The 16,980-nt window shown below is 31.6% G+C and carries 15 protein-coding genes; 7 read left to right on the forward strand and 8 right to left on the reverse strand.

Features of this window, described 5'->3' with window-relative positions; translation table 11 throughout:
* Window positions 1–25: 25 nt before the first annotated feature.
* Window positions 26–727: a hypothetical protein gene (locus tag BUA99_RS01850; RefSeq protein WP_072987448.1), complete on the forward strand. Its 702-nt coding sequence runs from the start codon at window positions 26–28 to the stop codon at window positions 725–727.
* Between the two features lie 5 nt (window positions 728–732).
* Here BUA99_RS01850 and BUA99_RS01855 read toward each other — a convergent pair whose 3' ends face one another.
* The 3 genes from BUA99_RS01855 to BUA99_RS01865 form a co-directional block, all read right to left on the reverse strand.
* Complete coding sequence (locus BUA99_RS01855; protein WP_072987450.1) at window positions 733–1,455, reverse strand: hypothetical protein; 723 nt, start codon at window positions 1,453–1,455, stop codon at window positions 733–735.
* Between the two features lie 119 nt (window positions 1,456–1,574).
* Complete coding sequence (locus tag BUA99_RS01860; RefSeq protein WP_072987452.1) at window positions 1,575–4,043, reverse strand: TonB-dependent receptor; 2,469 nt, start codon at window positions 4,041–4,043, stop codon at window positions 1,575–1,577.
* A gap of 12 nt (window positions 4,044–4,055) precedes the next feature.
* Complete coding sequence (locus tag BUA99_RS01865) at window positions 4,056–5,753, reverse strand: M23 family metallopeptidase (RefSeq protein WP_072987454.1); 1,698 nt, start codon at window positions 5,751–5,753, stop codon at window positions 4,056–4,058.
* 175 nt (window positions 5,754–5,928) lie between these two features.
* Here BUA99_RS01865 and BUA99_RS01870 point away from each other — a divergent pair, with 175 nt between their 5' ends.
* From BUA99_RS01870 to rny, 3 genes are all read left to right on the forward strand, one after another.
* On the forward strand, window positions 5,929–6,219 hold the full coding sequence (locus tag BUA99_RS01870; protein WP_072987456.1) for a hypothetical protein: 291 nt from the start codon (window positions 5,929–5,931) through the stop codon (window positions 6,217–6,219).
* Window positions 6,220–6,227: 8 nt separating this feature from the next.
* Window positions 6,228–6,521, forward strand: a complete 294-nt coding sequence (locus tag BUA99_RS01875; protein WP_072987457.1) for a cell division protein ZapA — start codon at window positions 6,228–6,230, stop codon at window positions 6,519–6,521.
* Window positions 6,522–6,731: 210 nt separating this feature from the next.
* Entirely contained in the window at window positions 6,732–8,297 is a 1,566-nt protein-coding gene (gene rny / locus BUA99_RS01880) for a ribonuclease Y (RefSeq protein ID WP_072987459.1), read from the forward strand.
* Window positions 8,298–8,375: 78 nt separating this feature from the next.
* Here rny and BUA99_RS01885 read toward each other — a convergent pair whose 3' ends face one another.
* The 3 genes from BUA99_RS01885 to BUA99_RS01895 all read right to left on the reverse strand — a co-directional run bounded on the left by BUA99_RS01885 (window position 8,376) and on the right by BUA99_RS01895 (window position 11,406).
* Complete coding sequence (locus BUA99_RS01885; RefSeq protein ID WP_072987461.1) at window positions 8,376–9,902, reverse strand: sensor histidine kinase; 1,527 nt, start codon at window positions 9,900–9,902, stop codon at window positions 8,376–8,378.
* A 185-nt stretch (window positions 9,903–10,087) separates the two neighbouring features.
* Window positions 10,088–10,984, reverse strand: a complete 897-nt coding sequence (gene xerD / locus BUA99_RS01890) for a site-specific tyrosine recombinase XerD (RefSeq protein WP_072987748.1) — start codon at window positions 10,982–10,984, stop codon at window positions 10,088–10,090.
* Window positions 10,985–11,058: 74 nt separating this feature from the next.
* Window positions 11,059–11,406, reverse strand: a complete 348-nt coding sequence (locus BUA99_RS01895; RefSeq protein WP_072987463.1) for a hypothetical protein — start codon at window positions 11,404–11,406, stop codon at window positions 11,059–11,061.
* A gap of 555 nt (window positions 11,407–11,961) precedes the next feature.
* Between BUA99_RS01895 and BUA99_RS01900 the strand changes: the two genes are divergently transcribed.
* The 3 genes from BUA99_RS01900 (at window position 11,962) to BUA99_RS01910 (ending at window position 15,590) form a co-directional block, all read left to right on the forward strand.
* Window positions 11,962–12,525, forward strand: a complete 564-nt coding sequence (locus BUA99_RS01900) for a porin family protein (RefSeq protein ID WP_072987465.1) — start codon at window positions 11,962–11,964, stop codon at window positions 12,523–12,525.
* Between the two features lie 70 nt (window positions 12,526–12,595).
* Window positions 12,596–13,009 carry a type II 3-dehydroquinate dehydratase gene (gene aroQ / locus BUA99_RS01905; protein ID WP_072987467.1) on the forward strand — a complete coding sequence of 138 codons (414 nt, stop codon included), beginning with the start codon at window positions 12,596–12,598 and terminating at the stop codon, window positions 13,007–13,009.
* 94 nt (window positions 13,010–13,103) lie between these two features.
* Window positions 13,104–15,590: a DUF5686 and carboxypeptidase regulatory-like domain-containing protein gene (locus BUA99_RS01910; RefSeq protein WP_072987469.1), complete on the forward strand. Its 2,487-nt coding sequence runs from the start codon at window positions 13,104–13,106 to the stop codon at window positions 15,588–15,590.
* A gap of 56 nt (window positions 15,591–15,646) precedes the next feature.
* On the opposite strand, the gene BUA99_RS01915 is transcribed toward BUA99_RS01910, so the two are convergent.
* Together BUA99_RS01915 and BUA99_RS01920 are read right to left on the reverse strand one after the other, a co-directional pair.
* Window positions 15,647–16,045, reverse strand: a complete 399-nt coding sequence (locus tag BUA99_RS01915; RefSeq protein ID WP_072987471.1) for an NUDIX hydrolase — start codon at window positions 16,043–16,045, stop codon at window positions 15,647–15,649.
* Window positions 16,046–16,086: 41 nt separating this feature from the next.
* On the reverse strand, window positions 16,087–16,959 hold the full coding sequence (locus BUA99_RS01920; protein ID WP_072987474.1) for a cation diffusion facilitator family transporter: 873 nt from the start codon (window positions 16,957–16,959) through the stop codon (window positions 16,087–16,089).
* Window positions 16,960–16,980 lie beyond the last annotated feature (21 nt).

Raw genomic sequence — 16,980 nt, forward strand, 5'->3', positions numbered from 1 at the left:
TTTTATTAATACAAATAATTAAAAAATGTACATCCATAATCCAAACATCAAACTTCCTAGAGATCCGAATACTGTGGTTTGGAAATATCTTGATTTATCTAAATTTTTGGATTTATTAATGTCTCAAAAATTATTTATGTCTCGGTCAGATAAGTTTGAGGATCAGTATGAAGGCACTTTTAGCGAACCAACATTTGAGGAAATCAAAAAACTATCCATTGATAATCCTGATTTTCTAAAACACTATAAAACGCATCGAGAAAAAGTAGCTATTAGTAGCTGGCATATAAACGAGTACGAATCATTTGCGATGTGGCAAATTTTTACTCAAAACAATGAAGGATTAGCGATTCAATCCACTATTGGCCGCTTGCAAAGATCATTGCAGCTTGAAAATGAATTTGAGCAATATATAGGAGAAGTAAATTACATCGATTACAAGAAAGAACACATTCCGTTTGATGATTTATTTTTTCCTTTCTTGTTTAAAAGAAAAAGTTTTCAATATGAAGGGGAAGTCCGCGTTATCACTGATATTGGCGAAAGTGGGATCCAAATTAACGAGGGATTAAAAATAAGTGTTGATATAAACGAGCTAATCGAAAAGATATACATTCACCCAAAATCAGAAAACTGGTATAAAAACTTAGTGATTCAATTAGTGAAAGAATTAGGATTTAAATTTACAATCGAAAAATCAGACTTGGAAAGTGAGATTTTAATCTAACATTTTTATACAGGCTCATAACTAATCGCTTCCCATTCCTTTTTTGACAAATCGATGTAGTAATAATTGACTACATCTTTCTTGTCGAACTCACCATTTTTATTAGTGTCTTCTACTGTTCTGTAATACAATCTATTTTTAGATTCAATCAATTTCCAATCAATTAATTCCTGAAAATCAATTGATATTTTTGTAAAATTTTTACCGCTGATCTCACTTAGATACAATGCTTTAATATCGCTAGTATCTAACTTACCATCTTTGTTTGTGTCCATATCAAACATGGTATAAACCATAATTTGGTTATTCGTTCTTTCAGCAACTTCTTTTAAGTATGTTGCAGTTTGAATTAGAACGGGCTTTTCAGTCAGTTTTCTAATGGAATCCGAATCTGTTTTTTGAAATTTAATATTTTGCAAAAAACCCGTAATTTCAAACTCTCCGTAATTTGAAATAGTAAAACTTAAATCATTAACGCTAGAAGAACCATATCTAGCCTTAATCCCTTTTTCACGAATGCTTAAATCAGCAACTGGATGAAGTAAATAGTCTGTCCCTTCCATTTGGAGTGGTAAATCAGCAATTTGTATTTGAGAGGAATCTGCTCGCGCAATCATTTTTGCTTTGGCATTTTCATCGTACGTTACTTTTGGTTTTTCAACTTCCTCTTTGCAACTTGTTAAAAGTAAAACTGCTAATCCTATAATTGTGAAGTGTAATCTTTTCATAATTTAATACTATTAAAATTCAAATGTAGTCATTTTCGAAAAATGAAACCTCATTCCAAAACCGATTAACAAAATTAATTAAAGTTAAAAATTAGCGCTAATGAACTACATGGTAAAAATCACAACTTTGCCGTCAATTTTATGTTAAACACGCGAGTGGTCATGTAGTTTGGAATCGCAAACTGATTTTTTGAATAGACGTCTCTAACCCAAGTATTCGTTATTGCATTTTGATTATTAAAAAGATTGAAAATCTCTAATCCTAAAGCTAATTCTTTAAAATTTTTAAATAATTTATTTTTAATTTCTCCTGAAGTATTATCTATAAAAACTTTCGAAAAACCCACGTCTGCTCGGCGATAGTCATTCAATCTATTTTGATATAAATACGGATCGGCATAGGATGGTGATCCACCAGGTAATCCAGTATTGTAAACTAAATTCAAATATAATTTTATACTAGGAATATTTGGCATATAATCTTGAAATAAGAGCGCAAATTTTAATCGCTGATCTGTTGGTCGAGCTATAAATCCTTTACCATTACTATTTTCTTCCGTTTTCAAATATCCAAAACTAACCCATGATTCTGTTCCCGGAACAAATTCGCCATTTAATCTCAAATCTATTCCTTGGGCAAAGGCTGTAGCACTATTATTAGCTGCATAACGTAAACGCACATTATCAATTGTATAAGTATTTACATCAGTCAAGGATTTATAATATAGTTCTGAGACCAACTTAAAAGGCCTAGTCCACATTTTAAAACTAAAATCATTCGAGACAACAAAATGCATTGATTGTTGCGCTTTTGTATTTGGTTGAACTATTCCTGCAGCATCTCTCAATTCTCTATAAAACGGCGGCTGATGGTACAAACCTCCTGAAAATCTGAATAGCATATCTGAATTCCAATTCGGTTTTATTGCAAATTGAAATCGTGGACTTAATGTAGTTTGGGACTTAGCAGTTGTACTAGCACCCTGAATCTCCCAATTGTGAGCGCGAATGCCGGCATTATACCAAACTTCGCTTGAGCCAATTAATGATTTTAAGCTCCATTGACCATAACCTGAAAATCTATCTATAGTATTAAAGTTAGTAGCTCGTACATTTTGATACGGTATTAATGGACCTACATACGGAGAATAAGGTTGATCATTGTTAACAAAATTTAAAATAGGAGGATTCACGGAAAAACCAGCAGAATCTATTACCTCCCACTCGATAACTCTATCTCTTATCGATTCTCTTGTATATTTTATTCCCCATTCTAGTTGGCTTTCTTTCCAATCATGAAATCCTTTAACCTCAGTATTTACAATTAAGGCGTCTAAATCATTACGAGCGTGGTTCAGTTGCGAGCCAATTCCTTTTGTATACGATACCTCTCCATAAGTTTGTGAACCAATACTTGCGTCTACCTCGCCCAATCTATACTGAGCAAAAATATCAAAATACTCTTGTTCTAAAGTTTGAAATATAGAACCGATAAACTTTACAGTAAAAGAGTCGTTTACATTAAAAGTTGTTTTTATGGCTCCAAAGTAAGTTTCATAATTATCCCTTTCCTGACCTTCATAAAAAACGGTCAGCACCATAGGACTATCTATAGTTCCAAAATTAGTTTGCCGCGCTAGTGGCTGGTACTGATATTTATTTTGTGAAATGTTTCCTAAAAAACTCCATTGCCATTTAGCAGATGATTGGTAGTTAATGTTGGTTTGAATATCAGCAAATGAAGGGGTAAAATTAGTTTGTGTTTCCTGACTGTTTACTAAAAGGCTATTGTTACGGTATCGAATTCCTGTTATAGCAGACCATTTTTTATCCTTAGAAACGGCATCCACAGCGACGCTTCCGCCAAGAAAACTAGCTTCGAGGCTAGCGCCAAATTTTATAGGCTTTCTGTATGTAATATCTAAAACAGAAGAGAGCTTATCGCCAAATTTAGCTTGAAATCCTCCTGCCGAAAAATCAACATTTTGCACCAAGTCAGTGTTAGTAAAACTCAAGCCCTCTTGTTGTCCCGAACGAATTAAAAAGGGACGATATATTTCAATTTCATTTACATAAACTAGATTTTCATCATAGTTCCCACCCCGAACAGCATATTGTGTGCTCAATTCATTATTAGAATTTACGCCAGGCAAAGATTTTAAAATATTCTCAATTCCTGCATTTGCGCCAGGAATTTTACGAATCAGTTCTGGCTCTATTGTAGTAACACCTTGAATCAATTTTCGAGTATTGGCAAAGACTATAACCTCTCCCATTTGTTCCTCACGATCACTCATTACAGGGTTGAACTCTCTTTGTTCATTAGTACTTAAAATAAGACTTATAGTGATTTTTTTTAATGAAATATGTGTGAAAATAATAGTTGCTTTCTGGTTAGCTGGAATTTTTAAATCATAAAAGCCAGTACTATTGGAACGTGTTGTGACGTTAAGGCAGGAAATATTGACGTTCTCGACTGGTTGATTGTTTTTATTTAAAATAACTCCTCTAATTCTCGCAGTTTGCGCTGAAGTAGTTAGGCAAATTGTAAAGAAGAAAAATATCGATACTAAATAATTTGTGTTCAAAAGTTTAAATGTTTATTTTTTTTGATTTCTAAAAAATTTAGTTTCAAAAGTAGTTGAATTACCTACGTTGTCAACAACATCTACTTTCATAATATTAGCACCATCAGCAACAATCCCGTCGTCAAAAAAGTGCGTTAATTTTCTAGTTTTATTGTCATATTCCATTAAAATCCATTTTCCATTCAAATATCCATTGTACGATTTTATGCCAGACAAGTCATCATGGATAGCAAGTTGAATTGTTTTTTGATTACTAATCCATTTTCCCTCCACTGGAGAGGCGATACTTATCGTGGGCGCTTTGATGTCACTCACTAAAGCATATTTTCCTAGAATTTTAACCTTTGTATTAAAAACGTTTCCTTTTCTATAAGTTGAATTATAGTAAATTCTTTTTCCATCAATTCGTGCAATAAACATTTTTTCCTTTTGCGCATCAGTTGATATTGAATCTTCAATTGAAATTGTAAAATTAGTATGTGCAGGAACTGTGTCATCGTGCAATGTCATTGTATCATTTACAACAGCAAAATTAAATTCAAAATCATCATAAAAAGTTCCTGCTGGAAAAAAAACAGACCTATTCTTTAACGCAAAATTATTGTCTTTATTTGCTTTTATAAAATAACTCGACGGTACTGCTTCTTTACTAATTAATGCTGCTTGTGTATCATATTGAATAGGGATCGAAATGATCTTAGTGTTTCCAAAAAAATCGGAAACTTCGATGCGATATACTGATGTTAAATTGGGGGAAACCTGCAACACACCATTATTATCTGCGGCGTTGATGATACTTAATTTATAGGGGGTTTTCATAAAAAGTTTTTGAACTCTTTGTTGTAGTTTTTTATATCTTGAATAATCCACAAGGGCATTTATATAACGCATTTCATCAAATGAATAGGTAGTGAATTGATATCCAAAGTTTGGTAGACCATTATAAAACGATTGCACTTTATAAACTCCGTTATTATTAAAAGACACATCGTCTGTATCAAAAGTTGTAATACCAAAACCTATCGATCCATTTGCAGTCACTTTATCCGCAATATAAGTTCCGTCTTTTTGAAGTGCCACATTGAGTAAAACAGGACGTTGTGCACGATTAACAATGGTTTTTGCGTCTAAAGGATAAACGTAAACGCTGGAAACGGTCGGCTTTTTCGAATCTTTTATAAATTTATCAAATCCAAAAAGCATTGGATTGATCACAAACTCTGATTTTGTATCTCTAAATTCAAAATGCAGATGTGGACCTTCAGATGATCCAGTATTCCCTGAAAATCCTATTATCTGTCCCTTAATAACTGACATTTCATCAGGTTTAAAAAATATTTCAATCTCAAAACTCTCTTCTTTATAATGAACTTCTTTGATGTGTTTTTCTATCTCACCATTTGCCAGTTTAAGATGTCCATAAACAGAAGTATATCCGTTAGGATGGTTAATGTAGATTGTTTTTCCATTTCCAAATGTAGAAATCTTAATTCTTGAAATATAACCATCAGCTACTGCATATACATTCAAACCTTCTTTTTGCTGTGTTTTTAGATCAAAACCAGCATGAAAATGATTAGGCCTCAACTCTCCGAAATTTCCAGATAATTGCATAGGAATATCTAGGGGAGATCTAAAATAGTCAGTAGGATAAATTTCTTGTGCAATAACTACAGTTCCAAAAAATAGAAAAATTAAAGAAAATTTCATTGTTTTACATTTATGCTAAGATAAAAAAAGTATTCAAAATTGTAGTAAAAAAAAATTTTTGTAACTTTCTATGAAATAGACGGTTGACTAATTTTAAACAAAAAAAATAATAAAATATTGCAAAATTAAAAAGGAATACTAACTTTGTATCATAATGTAATGAATTAGAGATACAATGAGTGTTATTGCAGAAATTATTGATACTCTTGAAAATAAAATCGAAAAACTTTTCATAAAAATGAAAATTTTAGAGAAAAACAATCAAGAATTAAAAGAAGAAATCATAAAAAATGCAATCGTAATTCAAACGCAATCAGATGAGATTGAATCTTTAAAGAAGCAATACGAAACACTAAAAATAGCAAATTCATTATTAGGCAGTCACGATAATAGAAGAGATACAAAGCTTAAAATAAATTCATTAATTCGCGAAATTGATTACTGTATAGCACAGCTATCTGATTAATAATAGACATGGACGAAAAGCTTAAGATTAAAATATCAATTGCAGACAGGGTTTATCCTTTAACGGTAGAACCAGCTCAGGAGGAAGGCTTAAGAAGCGCTTCAAAAAAAATTGATAAAATGATTAAGCAATTTGAAGAGAACTACGCAGTGCGAGATAAACAAGATGTTTTAGCGATGTGCGCTTTACAATTTGCCTCGCTAACAGAGCAAAAACAAATTGATAATGCCATTGATGGAGAAGCAACAATTGATCGAATTAAAAAAATCAATATAATTTTAGATCAATATCTCGACAAATAAACGTTCTTTACAACAACTAAGATACTGCCTACATTAGTTCATATTTGGTAAACTCAACACTAACAATTTAGAATGAGCAAATCATCACTACTAAAGCACGCCACGCTTCGGCGAGGAAACTTGAACAGTGAGTTAGCTCAAAACTTGTCTTTTCGAGTTTATGCAATCAAACTATTGTAGGCTTTTTTTATATATAAATTTTAAACTAACATGGACAACATATTAATAATCGTTATTTCAGGGATATTAGGCTTAGTAGCCGGTTTTATAATTGCTAAATTAATAGAAAAAAGCAATATTTCTAATCTTATAAAAAACTCAAAAAAAGAGGCAGCCTCTATATTAAAAGATGCAAACCTTGAAGCCGAGAATATAAAGAAGGATAAAATTCTTCAAGCAAAAGAAAAATTTATTGAATTAAAAGCAGAACACGAACAAGTTATACTGTCAAGAGATAAGAAAGTAGCAGAAATAGAAAAAAGAGTTCGCGATAAAGAATCTCAAATTTCTAATGAATTATCAAAAGCCAAAAAAGTAAACGATGATTTTGAATCTAAAACTAATGAATTCTCGACTAAAATTGAAAGTTTAGATAAAAAGCAATTAGAAGTTGACAAGCTTCATAAAAGTCAATTACAGCAACTAGAAGTTATCTCTGGATTATCAGCAGAAGAAGCAAAAAATCAATTAGTTGAGGGATTAAAAGCAGAAGCGAAAAGCAAAGCAATGTCTCATATTCAAGATACAATTGAGGAGGCTAAATTGACAGCACAGCAAGAGGCTAAGAAAATTATTATCAATACTATACAACGTGTCGGAACAGAAGAAGCAGTAGAAAATTGTGTTTCTGTATTTAATATAGAGTCTGATGATGTAAAAGGTAGAATCATTGGTCGTGAAGGTCGAAATATTCGTGCGCTAGAAGCTGCTACAGGAGTAGAAATTATTGTAGACGATACCCCAGAAGCTATTATCCTTTCTTGTTTTGATCCTGTAAGAAGAGAAATTGCACGTTTAGCCTTACATAAATTGGTTACTGACGGTCGTATTCACCCCGCACGTATTGAAGAAGTAGTTGCTAAAACTGCGAAACAAATTGACGATGAAATCATAGAAGTTGGAAAACGTACCGTTATTGATCTAGGAATTCATGGATTACATCCAGAATTGATAAAAGTAGTAGGTCGTATGAAATACCGTTCCTCTTATGGACAAAATTTATTACAGCACTCGCGTGAAGTTTCGAAACTTTGTGGAATTATGGCTGCTGAACTAGGTTTAAACGTAAAACTAGCCAAGAGAGCGGGACTTTTACATGATATAGGAAAAGTACCAGATGCTGAAAGTGATTTGCCTCATGCGTTATTAGGAATGCAGTGGGCTGAAAAATATGGTGAGAAAGAAGAAGTTTGTAACGCCATCGGTGCACACCACGATGAAATTGAGATGAAATCGCTACTATCACCAATCATTCAAGTTTGTGATGCAATATCTGGAGCAAGACCAGGAGCGAGAAGACAAGTGCTTGATTCATATATTCAGCGTTTGAAAGATCTTGAAGAAGTAGCATACGGATTTAGTGGAGTAAAAAATGCCTACGCTATTCAAGCCGGTAGGGAACTTAGAGTAATTGTTGAAAGTGAAAAAGTTTCTGATGAAAATGCGGCAAGTTTGTCTTTTGATATCTCTCAAAAAATTCAAACAGAAATGACGTATCCAGGACAAGTAAAAGTTACCGTAATTCGCGAAACTAGAGCAGTCAATATTGCAAAATAAAATTTAATTCTTATATTTTTTATAAAACTTCTCTTTATTGGGAAGTTTTTTTTTGGCCATCTGTTTTTATTGCACTCACTAAATATTTAAACTCTCGCTGAAGAAGATCTTAAATGTTGTTCCAGCACCAACAGTGCTTTCCACAGTGATTGAACCACCCATTGACTCAATTTGGTTTTTTGTAATATGTAATCCTAATCCTCTCGCCTCTTCGTGCCTATGAAATGTTTTATACATTCCAAAGAGTTCTTTACCGTATTTACCTAAGTCAATACCTAACCCGTTATCACTAATTGATAAAGTTTTAATCCCATTTTCAACAACAAATAAATACTTTATAATTATAGGATTATCAGGATTTGAATATTTTATAGCATTGGTAGTGAAATTCAATAAGACACTCTCTAAATATGCAGGATTAAATTTCACAAAACTACCTTCTGGAATTTGATTTACAATCGTAACTCGATCATAGTTTTCCATATTTTGAACCAAGCCCAATGTTTTGTCCAAATAGAGACTTAAATCAATCAGCTTAATTGGAATGTTTGAACTATCTTGAATCGAAATTAACTGAGTTAAATTAGCAATTGTTTCATTCAAATCATTTGAAACAGTGCGTAAATGTATTAACATTTCATGACTACTTTCTGCGTCATTATCATAATCAATAATATCTAAAAGTGATTTGATATTACCAGCTTGTGTATTAAGATTATGTGAAACGATATGTGAAAAATTTAATAATCGGCTATTTTGCTGACTAAACAAATCCATTGTTTTTATCAATTCAATTTCATTTTCTTTTTGAAAAGAAATATCAGTGTGTGTTCCAATAACGCGTAAAGGTGCACCATTGCTATCACGTTCAATCACTTTGCCTTTGTCCAAAATCCATTTATAATTACCGCTAGATGTTAAAACTCTATGTTGATTTTCATAGAACGGTGTCTTATTATTAAAGTGATCTTGAATGTCTGAATAATATTTTTTCAAATCATCAACATGCACAATACTGTTCCAACGTTCTGGATGATCAAAAACATCTGTCGTTTCTTGTTCAAGCAACGCCATTGATTGCGAGGAATAAAAGACTTTATTCAACCGTAAATCCCAATCCCACACTCCTGCTACAGATGCCTCAAGTGCAAATTTACTACGCTCCTCTGAGAATTTAAGCTTATTTTCCTGCTCCTTTAATTCAGTAATATCCGATATTCTTCCATAAAAGGCAGTATTTCCATCGGCAAACCTTTCTGGTTTTGCTGAGACTTTTAACCAGCGTAATCCTTTCTCAGGTAACAAAACCTGAAATTCATGTTCCCATCTTGTAAGATTGCGCTTTGCGTTTACTAAAGAATTAAAGAATAAATTTCTATCCTCTTCGTAAATTCTTTCGAAGACAAGAAATTTATCACTATCAATAAATTGATTAGAAGATAACTCAAAAAAATCTTTTACAGATTTACTTACCACAGGAAATGAGTAAGAACTATCTGGAGCGATCACAAAACCAAATATTAAATCTGGAATCCCAGCAAATAATTTACCGTAGAATTCATTTATTTTTTCTGGCGTACCATTTTCCAAAAAATTAGAAATCATCTTGCGTTTTTTAAATTTCAATTATAAAGTAAATAAAAAATTAATTTAAAATATAATGCTAAAATATAAATAAAAGTAAAGCAAATCGATACAGTTCGATACAATATTGTTGTAAATTTAATAAAAAAAACAATTATAAAATATTTGTCGACCCACTAATCACACTAACTAAATTCGTAATATATTTATCGTCTTGGATGATAGTTATTTAACACCTCAGTCAAAAATTTTCGGTCTAAATGAACATATATTTCAGTTGTAATAATTGATTCATGACCTAACATCAACTGAATTGAACGCAGGTCAGCACCATTTTCTAATAAATGTGTTGCAAATGAGTGGCGTAAGGTGTGCGGACTAATAGTTTTAAAGAAGCTAAGTTTCATCGCTAAGTTTTTAATAATAGTAAAAATCATTGCGCGTGTTAGCTGTCTTCCTCTCCTATTTAAAAACAATGTGTCCTCATGCCCTTTTTGAATATTTAAATCTTTCCTCATTGATTCTTTGTATCGATGAATATATTTTTGAGTTATATCACTAATTGGCACGAACCGCTGCTTATTTCCTTTTCCTGTGATCTTTATAAACCCTTCTTCAAAAAATAAATCTGAAATTTTTAAAGTAATGAGCTCTGAAACCCGCAGTCCGCAACCATAAAGAGTTTCTATCATTGCGCGATTGCGTTCGCCTTCATTAGAGGTTAAATCTATTGCCTCAATCAATTTATCAATTTCTTCTACCGATAAAGTATCGGGAAGTTTACGACCTGTTTTAGGTGAGTCAATAAGTTCTAATGGATTATCGACTCTCAAATCTTCAAAAATCAAATAATTAAAAAAACTTTTTAAACCTGATATTATTCTAGATTGCGATCGGGGATTTACCTCTTTTGAAACATGGTAAATAAACTCTTGACACGTTTCTTCTGTAATATTAACAGGGGAAACATCAATTTTATTCTCTTTTAGAAAAAGACATAAGCGCTCAATATCGTACGAATAATTTTCTACCGTATTAGTAGATAATCCGCGTTCAATTCTTAAAAAAGATTGAAATTTTTTTATGTCGTTGTTCCAACTCATATTCACAAAGTAACACTTTTTCTTCATAAAAAAATCTCCCAATTTAAGAGGTTTCAAAAAATATTTTTTTTTGATTAAAATAGGCAACCAACACCAAAACTTCCTCTAGCAAATAGATTTACAACATTTCCGTTCAAGCCAAGACCAAGTCGAGAAGAATTTTTACCTCTAGCAATATCTACTTTTGAAGTTGAATATCTTAAAATAATAACTTCAGTTACGAAATAATTGATAGCAATGCCATCTCCAAGAGATGCACCGTTAGTTGTAACGTCGCCATTACCTAATCCAGATTTTAACCTCCCAAAACTGAGATTTCCGCTAGCGTACGTTTTAAATCTTTCTCCTAATTCTAAGAAATAGTAGTGACCAAATACACCTGCTCCAAAAGTAGAACTTTTAGCAGTATCAACTCCAGTCAATTCACTTTTAGAAATTTAAACATCTACTTGAACTCCCACGTCCAGATCATCACTTACAAAAAAACCAATTTGAGGTGTAAAAGAAAGTGAGTTCACATTTTAATCGTTATTTTTATCAGTTGAAGAATTAAAACCTAAGTTTCCCTCAACAGAAATAATCCCCTTAGTAGATCCAAAACTTTTCCCAGCCTCGTTAATACTTTGAGCGCTCGCGGTCATAAATACAAATACAGAAGCAGCTGTAAGAAAATCTTTTTCCTATATTTGTTTAAAATTTAAAGCGAAATCATAAAACACACCAATTTAAATTTAAACCATTTTTTGTGCTGAAAAAGTTTGATTAATAATTAATTTATCAGTTCCATTTCTGATGTCTCGTGCACTTCAAATTAAATATTTAGTGAAAATTTAACTCTTAAAATTCTAGTATCATTCAAAAGCCTTAAGTTATACTTTTTAATCAGTTTCTTTTTTAAATTTAGCATAGATAAAAAAAGACAATAATTTTTTAAATTAAGAGTTTTGAATAATAGTATAACAAATAAATAATATCATATGAAAAAGATAATTATCACTGCAGTAGTCGTTTTAGCAACATCATTGGGTGCACAAGCACAATTAGTAAAATTTGGTATAAAAGCAGGTTTAAATTACGCTAACCAAACAGGAAGCGATATTAATATCACTACTGCTAATTATGACAAAGAAGCTATCACCAGTTACCACGCGGGCCTGATCGTAGAAATAAAAGTTACAGAAGGATTTGCAATCCAGCCTGAATTGTTATATTCGACTCAAGGAGCAACTTATAAAAATGCAGTTCAAGAGTTTAAAAATGAATTAGGATACATCTCTATTCCGGTTCTTGCAAAAATTAATCTTAATAAATACGTAAGTCTGGACTTAGGACCTCAAGCATCATTTCTCTTGAGTGAAAGAAAAAATGTTAGTTTTAAAGAATCTGAAACTTTTGAATTTGGAGCCGCTTCTGGCCTAACCTTAAATGTAACAAAAGGTATCTTTATTCAAGGCCGCTATGTTTTAGGTCTAACAGAAGCTACTCAAAATGCGAATGTCAAAAATTCAGTAGTTCAGATTTCAGCTGGCTTTAAATTTTAATAATTTAAAAAAATTCTAAAACCGTTATATTATCAAGAACGGTTTTTTTATTTTTAACAAAACAATTTTTATGAAAATAGGTATTATTAATGGACCCAACTTAAATCTTCTAGGAAAGCGCGAACCTGAAGTTTATGGAAATCTTTCATTTGAAGAGTATTTTACAACTTTACAAATACAATTTCCCGCGATTGAATTTACTTATTTTCAAAGTAATATTGAAGGCGAATTAATTAATAAAATTCAAGAATTAGGTTTTTCATTTGATGGGATTATTTTAAATGCTGGTGCATACACTCACACCTCTATAGCAATAGGCGATGCAGTGAAAGCAATCATCACTCCAGTGATTGAAGTGCATATTTCAAATACTTTTTCTAGAGAAGATTTTAGACATCAATCCTTTATTTCTGGAAATGCAAAAGGTGTTATCTTAGGATTTGGTTTACAAAGTTATGAACTAGCAGTACATTCATTTTTATAGTTTTTATTTTTATTAAACTATGTTTGAAATGTTTAACAAATAATTAATATCCTAATTTCAAACTTCTTCTATTTTTGTGAGAGAAAAAACTTTCATGATAAAAATTTACTTCTTATTATTATTTTTGCTTTCAATTGCCATTCAAGCGCAAATAAAAGGAACTATATCAGACGATAAAGGAAATCCTTTACCGTTTGTTACTATATTACAACAAAATACTTACAACGGAACCACCTCGAACGAACAAGGATATTACGAATTTGCACTGCGAAAGAAAGATAATCCTATTGTTACTTTTCAATTTTTAGGTTTTAAAACTCAAAAAGTTACCATCGATCTTGATAAACTACCCTCTACTTTAAATATAAAAATGGTAGAAGAAAGTTTCTCTCTCAATGAAGTGGTAATCAATAAAAAAGTTAATCCCGCAATTGCTATTATAAAAAATGCGATTGCAAGTAGAAAAGAAAATACTAAAAAGAGCGATAGATTTAATGCAGATTTCTATTCTCGCGGTATTTTTAGATTAAAAAATGCACCTAAAAAAATATTAGGACAAAAAATTGGCGATTTTAATGGAGCTTTAGATTCAACAGGAACTGGTATTATTTCATTATCTGAAACTTTTTCTAAAATATCATTTGAAAAACCTGATAATCTAAAAGAGGTTGTCACCGCATCTAAAGTCAGTGGTAGAGACAACGGATATAGTTATAACACCGCTCGATCTTCCTTCTACGATATTTATGATAACACAGTCGATTTTGGTATCAAATTAATTTCGCCTATTGCTAGTAATGCCTTGGCTTATTATGATTACAAGCTAGAAAGTACCTTTTTTGACGATAATCAAAAAATGATTAATAAAATAAAAGTTATTGCTAAACGCGATAGCGAACCTGTTTTTGAAGGTTATATCTATATCGTTGAAGATTCGTGGGCGATTTACGCAGTAGAATTAGATATTAAAGGCTACAGAATCAAGGAAGAGTTTCTAGATATAATGACATTAAAACAAAATTTTAGTTACAACAACAGCAATAAAATATGGGCTAAGAATACGCAGAGTTTAGAAATTGTAGCTGGTGCATTTGGAATAAAATTTACAGGGAAGTATAATTATGTGTACAGCAATTACGAATTTATAAATTCCTTTTCCCCAAAAACATTTACGAACGAAATTACAAGGATCGAACTGACCTCTAATAAAAAAGATTCGCTTTTTTGGACTACTAATAGACCTATTCCTTTAACAACGGAAGAATCTACTGATTATATCAGAAAAGACAGTATATATAAGATCCGAAATTCTCAAATGTATCTTGATTCAATTGATGAAAAAGGGAATAAATTCAAGTTAACAAAATTACTTACGGGTTACACTTTTAACAACAGCTCAGAAAAATACAGTTTAAAGTATGATGGAATTTTAAATATAGGTTCTCTAAGTTTCAATACCGTTCAGGGTTATAATTTAGATTCAGGTTTTAGCTTTACGAGTCGAAAAAAACAAGAATCAAATGGAGAATACACAGCAATTAGTTCAAAATTTAATTACGGTTTTGCTGAAGATCGACTGCGAGTAACAGGTCAATTCATCCACCGATTTAACAATCAAAATTATGCAACTTTATATCTGACCGGTGGAAGTTCAGTAAAGCAGTTCAATGCAAATGAACCCATTAGCAAAGCAATAAACACAATAAGTTCGCTTGCTTTTAAGAATAATTTTATGAAATTATATAATCTTGAAGCAGTAGGAATTGGCTTTAGCCAAGATATCGCCAATGGTGTCAACTTGAACAGTAAAATTGAATACCAACAGCGCAAACCTTTATTCAACAATACAGACTATTCCTTTTTTAGCAAAGACGATTTTTATACTTCTAATAATCCATTAGCACCAAATGATTTAATAAACTCGGCTTTTACACCTCATCATTTGACAAAAATAAATGTACTTGCTAGAATTAATTTTGGTAATAAATACGCTTCACGCCCTGATGGAAAATTTAATATTCGAAATGAAAAATACCCAATACTTTACATAGCCTACGAAAAAGCAATAGCTGCAAACGAAAAGAATTATGAATTTGATCAAATAAGCACTAGGTTAACTTATGATTTAACTATTGGTAATAAAGGCACTGCTGGTATAAACCTGCGAGCTGGTAAATTTTTAAATGCAGAAAATATTACATTCATAGATTACAAGCATTTTAATGGAAATCAAACTCGCATTGGGCAAACTGATCGCTACTTAAATGTTTTCAATTTGCTTCCTTACTATTCTAATAGCACCAATAATAGCTATTTTGAATTGCATAGTGAATACAATGATAAAGGATTTATTATGAATAAGATTCCATTGTTAAACAAATTGAAATCTACACTTAACCTTGGTTTTCATGCTTTATCGACTTCTAATAATCAACCTTATAGGGAAATTACAGCCGGTTTAGACAATTTAGGTTTTGGCAAATTTAAAATACTACGGGTGGATTATGTTCGTTCCTATCAAAATGGTTTTCAAAGCGACGGGGTGATTTTTGGACTTAAGTTTTTAAATATTTTAGAATAGTAAAACTTGAAGGTGGTAATTAAAAATAAAAGCCTAATTAAAAAATTTAACTTTTATCACCTTAAAGCACCATTTTCTCTAAGGTATTCAAAAATCAGCTTATCAACAGCCGAGACTTTTTTTATATCTGAATAATTAAGGTATTCAAACTCTTCAATTTCTGAGCATGCCTTTAATTCTCCTGTAAATGTACCAGAATAACAAGTCATTCGTACTAAAACACCTTCTAAATGTCCGTGCGCCTGAGCCTCAAAAGTTCCAATGTAGGTTAATGATTTTTTGTCTAAAATTACATTAAGCTCTTCATGAATTTCTCTAATTAAAGCTTGTTCATCGGTTTCAGCACCTTCTCTTTTACCGCCAGGAATATAAAATTTATCCTTTCTAAAACTTTTCGTCGAAAGGATTGTTTTATCTTTCAGTTCTATCCATGCTAATTTATCAATTACTTTCATCAGCAGACGCAATTAAAATTTCATAATTATTTTATTTTGATTTATTCTTCATTAGGCTCAATATGAATCAATACATTTCCAAGTGCTGGAATTTTTTCAAGTAAACGATCTTTCAGTTGATGAGCTAAATCGTGTCCTTCTTTTACAGTAATAGTAGAATTGACAGTTGCATGTAAATCAACGTGAAATTGCATACCTACTTTTCTAATAAAGCATTTTTCCGTGTTTAAAATCCCACGTACTTGCAATGAAATTATTCTAATTTGTGAAATTAAATCATCGTACAAATGTTCGTCCATTATTTCGCCTAGAGCAGGTCGGAAGATTTTATAACTGTTATAAACGATAAAACCCGAAGCGAAAAGTGCTGCCCAATCATCAGCAGCTTCATAACCATTACCTAAAAACAAGGCTATCGAAATTCCTAAAAAAGCAGCTACAGATGTAATTGCATCACTGCGATGGTGCCAAGCATCAGCTTTTAAAGAAGAACTATTAGTTAGAATACTTTTTTTTATCACTAATCGATATGAATATTCTTTCCAAATAATTATTGCTCCAAGCACAATTAAGGTCCATGGTTTTGGTAATAAATGCGGTGTCAAAATATTTAAAACACTATTGTAAGCGATAACAATTGCAGAAGTGATTAGAAAACCTACAACTAGAAAAGTGATAAGTGGCTCTGCCCTTCCGTGGCCGTAGGGATGATTTTCATCAGGCGGTCTGTTGGAATATTTTATACCAAATAATACTAAAAAAGATGCGAAGATATCAGTTGTTGATTCAATTGCATCTGCGATTAGCGCATACGAATTTCCAAAAAACCCAGCTAAACCTTTTATAAAAGCCAGTACTGTATTTCCGATGATACTAAAATAAGTAGCGTTAATTGCTGTTTTTTCGTTTGACATTTTTATAATTATCGTGTATTA

This window comes from Flavobacterium segetis, assembly GCF_900129575.1.
In the GTDB taxonomy this organism is placed as follows: Bacteria; Bacteroidota; Bacteroidia; order Flavobacteriales; family Flavobacteriaceae; genus Flavobacterium; species Flavobacterium segetis.